The organism is Streptomyces sp. RPT161 (assembly GCF_027533845.1).
Taxonomy (GTDB): Bacteria; Actinomycetota; Actinomycetes; order Streptomycetales; family Streptomycetaceae; genus Streptantibioticus_A; species Streptantibioticus_A silvisoli_A.
Map to the genome: position 1 here is coordinate 1 of NZ_JAPZVN010000054.1, position 4,427 is coordinate 4,427.

6 protein-coding genes are annotated in these 4,427 nt (G+C 67.4%); 3 read left to right on the forward strand and 3 right to left on the reverse strand.

From position 1 onward, the window contains the following. Nucleotides 1-122 precede the first annotated feature (122 nt). From O5O46_RS34795 to O5O46_RS34805, 3 genes are all read left to right on the forward strand, one after another. A complete protein-coding gene (locus tag O5O46_RS34795) occupies nt 123-650 on the forward strand; it encodes a hypothetical protein (protein ID WP_269859686.1) in 528 nt (175 codons plus the stop codon). A gap of 180 nt (nt 651-830) precedes the next feature. Next, on the forward strand, nt 831-1,157 hold the full coding sequence (locus tag O5O46_RS34800) for a hypothetical protein (protein ID WP_269859687.1): 327 nt from the start codon (nt 831-833) through the stop codon (nt 1,155-1,157). Nucleotides 1,158-1,161: 4 nt separating this feature from the next. Next, nucleotides 1,162-1,629, forward strand: a complete 468-nt coding sequence (locus tag O5O46_RS34805) for a DUF6233 domain-containing protein (protein WP_269859688.1) — start codon at nt 1,162-1,164, stop codon at nt 1,627-1,629. Nucleotides 1,630-2,037: 408 nt separating this feature from the next. On the opposite strand, the gene O5O46_RS34810 is transcribed toward O5O46_RS34805, so the two are convergent. The 3 genes from O5O46_RS34810 to O5O46_RS34820 all read right to left on the reverse strand — a co-directional run. Then, the gene (locus O5O46_RS34810; RefSeq protein WP_269859689.1) at nt 2,038-2,388 is read right to left on the reverse strand and encodes a hypothetical protein; all 351 of its coding nucleotides are present in this window, start codon (nt 2,386-2,388) and stop codon (nt 2,038-2,040) included. A gap of 102 nt (nt 2,389-2,490) precedes the next feature. After that, the gene (locus tag O5O46_RS34815) at nt 2,491-3,081 is read right to left on the reverse strand and encodes a hypothetical protein (RefSeq protein WP_269859690.1); all 591 of its coding nucleotides are present in this window, start codon (nt 3,079-3,081) and stop codon (nt 2,491-2,493) included. 809 nt (nt 3,082-3,890) lie between these two features. Continuing rightward, on the reverse strand, nt 3,891-4,427 hold a 537-nt coding region (locus O5O46_RS34820; protein ID WP_269859691.1), incomplete at its 5' end, for a hypothetical protein.

Genomic DNA, 4,427 nt, shown 5'->3' on the forward strand with positions numbered 1-4,427 from the left:
ACCACAGTCTGGTGTGACTGAGCGCTTCAGTTGGCCAGTCTGCGCAGCACAGTTGGCCGTGATCCGGGGTCAGCAACAAGGCGTCCTCGACAACGGCCGGGGTCTCACCGACACTGATCGACGTGGGGGACATCGCAGTGTGGGTCGCGGCTTTCACCGGCGGTACGGCCGTGCTCGCGAGCTGGGTGACCACCCTGGGGAACGCGCGGGCCGCCCGAGTCCAGGCCGAGGCTTCGGCCCAGGCTCAGCGCCAAGGACGGGTACGGGAGCTGAGGCGGGCCGCCTACCTGGAGCTGATGGAACACGCTCACGTCATCGGTGAGCTGTACCGGCGGGTCATAGACGCGTTCCACCAGATCGCGGACCCGGACCAGCAGCTGACACGCTTCGAGGAACTGCGTTTAGAGCTACGCGAAGCCTACGACCCTCTCATGCACAGTGTTCGTGTCGTCGTCCTGGAAGGGCCGCTCGCCACTGCTGAAGCGGCCCAGGGCGTATTGGACGCGGCGCAGAAGGTTAACCGGTGTCTATGGCGCATCACCTGTGGTGACGCGGACGCCCACTCCCGCTTCGTCGAGGGGCAGGAGGCGTACCTGCGATGCCTAAGCCGGTTCGTCGAAGCGGCGCGCGCCGCGATGGATACATCCTGATCGGATTACCTGAGTGCACCGCGTCCTGGAGTGTGGAACGTCGCTCCCCCGAGACTGCCGACCTCCGAGAACGCTGCGCTCAACCGGCCACCTCGAACGCTCAGTGGCCAACTGAAGCGCTCAGTCACATCCGGCGAGCCGCCACCCCCTACCCATTCGACTGTTTGTACGATTCTGAGTGTGGCTGATTTTGACTACCCGGATGACTTGATCCTGCTGCAACGCGACTTCACCAAGGCCAGCCGGGAGCTTTCGGAGTTGTATGCCGAGCTACCGCCGCGCCCTACCGGTACCGACGCGTACACGGACGAGGATGGGGCCCACCACCCCGCAACCCGGGCGTGGACCGAGGAGGAGCAGGCGCGGGTGGACGGGCTACTCGCTCGCCAGCGGGACGCGGCCCAGGCGCTGGCGATCCACGAGTTTTGGTCGACACTCAGCGGCCCGGACGTGCCCAAAGCGCGGATGGCGCTCGAGCACGTCGACGACACGGCAGGCGACGAATAGCTCCGTGGGCGATCGAGGCCAGTTCGAGCGGGCGGGGCCGTGGGCACGCATCGAACTTCCGGACGGCCAGGAGCTGAACATCCTGGTGACCGCTCGCACACGTACCCCGGACGGAAAATGGTGGTTCGAATGTGAGGCTGTGCTGTACGGCAGAACGGCCTACCCCAACGGGCAGACCCGCCCTGAGGCGGCAGCCATCGCCTTCTCCGCGCCCGCCGACGCGGTCCAGCCCATCGACGGCCAGGACTACAAAGCAATACCCACCACCGACATGACCATCGCACGCCCCTGGCGCCTGCAGATCCTGCGCCCCGAATCAGCCCAGGGTCCCACCGCCCTGCTACACCGCGGCGACTGCTGGCAAGGCCGCCACGGACGCCCCCTCACCAACGACGAAGCACGCCCCGCAGCCGCCAACCCCGACGTGGGCCCCTGCCAGATCTGCCACCCAGAACGGGCCGCACGATGGTGACCATCACCCGGCAAGCCCCCCTCACTCAAACGGTGCGCAGCAGCCATGGTTTACGAGCACGACAACGCCCCCTGCTGGTCTACGCCGTCACGGCATCATGACGTGTGGTCGTTCGGTTGGGCGTCGACGGACACCCAACCGAACGACAGCGCAGGGACCTTCAGGCGGCTGCCGCGAGGGTGGCTTCGACTGTCCCGGCTCGGCGTTGCTGCCGGGTCAGGGGCGGGACATGAGGGTGATGAACGTCCACTGGATGTGGCCCGGGGGTCTCTCTGTGCACGTTGACTGACAAGAGGAGGGCCAGCCCACGGCCAAGCCGCTTCCCGTGCCCATCACAGCACCGCCCAGCCGGAATGTCGGCGATCTCCATCTCAGGGAGTTTCCGCATACTCGTGGTGCCGTTGCCCGCTACGCCGGGTGGTCCGCGACGTCCTTGACCATCTGGTAGGCAGCCGTGAGCGACAGGCTCGGAACAGCCTTGCGCAGCGACTTCACCGCAGTTTCCAGATCTCGCTCAACGTCAGCGCCCGCGACGTCCAAGATGTCGCGAACCCAGGCCCGGCGCACCAGCTCGTCCGCTTGAGTTGCCGTCTCCTCCGCGATGTCCACCGCACGTTCCAGTCCGGAGCGCTCGGCAGGATCGGCGGACTCCAGTGCCCGCCGCAGCCGTGCCAGTACCTCCCGGCTGTCACGTACGACGACTACCGGATCCTGCTTCGCCTTGCCCGAAAAGAACATCCCGCCTCCCTTCTCTTCCATTCGTAAAACGGTCGCGCGGGCACGCCGCGCTGAGGCTCGGTGCGTCCGCGCGGATTCATTGCGCTCGTCAGCGGGTTCGTCCCGACAACGGGAGCTGCTCGCTCAGAAGCAGTTGCTCTGGATGGTGGAGATCCCCAGAATCTCCAGCGCGGCGTTGCCCCCCAACTTCTTGAACTCGGCGATGCTACCCGCCTTGATCATGAGCTTCGCCGCCTCAACCACTCCGCCCAGGCCCTTGATAGCCTCATATGCCTTGCCCGCGGGGATGAATATAGCGCCGACGGCGGCCACGCACTTGGTGTACTTCCAGGCGTCGCCCCAAAAGCTCATCGGCCGCATCAGATGGCCGTTCCCGCCCGTTGACACCTGAGCGGCGCCATCCGCGGCCCCCGCGGACTGGATATCGCCAATGTGCGTGAGGGCCTCGCGCTGCGCCGCCGGATCACCCGGGTACATCGCGGCGACGACCTGCGCGACCGTTCGGTTGGCCGGGAGTGCGGCGAGCCGCTGGTCCAACCCCTGCTCCACAATCTGCGGTACCCCCGTGTTGTCCATGAGCTGGATCGCGGCAGCATGTTCGGCCGCGGTCCGGGCGTGGGTCGCCTCGGTGGCCGACGCCATCGGCCCGGTGACGCCCAGTAGGACGGCTGCGCCGGCCGCGACGGTGGCCATGCGAATGCCCTGACGATTCACGTGCGTTCTCTCCTTGGGGGCCGTCGAGGGACGATTCATCAACGGCCCCCCGAACTTGCCCCGATCAGGCGCGCGCTGCCTGTTCATCGCGCGCCGCTGTATCGGCGATGATCATGCTGCCCCCGTAGACAAGATGGCGGCAACCTCCGACCGGTGGTGACCAGACCGCCCCTCGGAGGTCGTTTGACGTACCACCGGTGGATCACCTCCCGGCCACATGGCGGGATTTCGATTTCTGAAACCTGCGCAGGTCGGTGGCTTGCCAGCTTGTCGCCGGGCGACGACGGAAACAGCGTCCGATACACATGCGATGGAGCCCCGATCCATGCGTGCTGGACCGGGGCTCTATTGCGTGCTTGTAGGTATGCGTTGTCACCGTGCGGACCGTGGAGCCCGGATTGGTGGGCCAACTCCAACGTCTTGTGCCAGGACCGCTTCACCTCGGGCCCCGTTTTCCAATACAGCTGCACCGACGCCGACCCCGGCGTGGGACCCTGCCAGGTCTGCCCCCCAGAGCGGGCCGCACGATGGTGACCACCCACCCGCCAGGCCCCCCTCCCGCAAGCGGTAGACAGCGCCACGGCCCTGACGTCCCACCGTCGGGACCGTGCTCGTTTCAGATGCCGTGGCAGTTCGCCGTCGAACCGCGGCCCGCCGACCTGGTGGAGGCTCACGCCCAACTGGAGGCGCTGCGCCTACGGGCGTGGCGGTACGGGGCGGCTTGACCGCTGACGAGGCGTCGGGCACCGCCACCGTGCTGGTCAACCTGCCCCGCGGCCCGCACACCCTGCTGGCGTTCTCCAACGCCATCAGCACGCGTGGGCGCACCGTGGCCTGCTTCTCGTCCCGGCAGAACGCGGCATCGATAGTTGGCGGGCGGCGCGTCCTACCAGCCCGTACGCGGCCAAGACGGCAAGGTCGGCCTGGTCTGCCCGCCCGTCGGCGGCGGCATCCGCCAACTGCGCTCCCAGCTGCCGCAGTTCTGCCTGGGCCTGGGCGCCAAGGCGTGCGACGTCGTCGATGTCGCGGTGCAGGACGGCACCGGTCACCGCGGCGATGCGGTATGGGGCGGCGGTTGTCACCGTCTCGACGACCTGTCCCTCACCGCGTGAAAAGTACGTCTGCAGGTCGCGCTGGAAGGCAGCGGCGAGGGTGACAGAGTTTGCCTGATAGCCGGCCAGGCTCCACATCGCCGCGGAGATCGCCAGCAGCTCGATCCGGCGTGGGCTGGCTACATCGTGACGCTCGGCGAGATCCGCATATGCCTCCGCGATCTGACGTAGTGGAACTGGGTCGGCCCGGCGCTCGCGCGGGGTGCGGGACAGCTGCCCCAGCCGCGCCAGCGT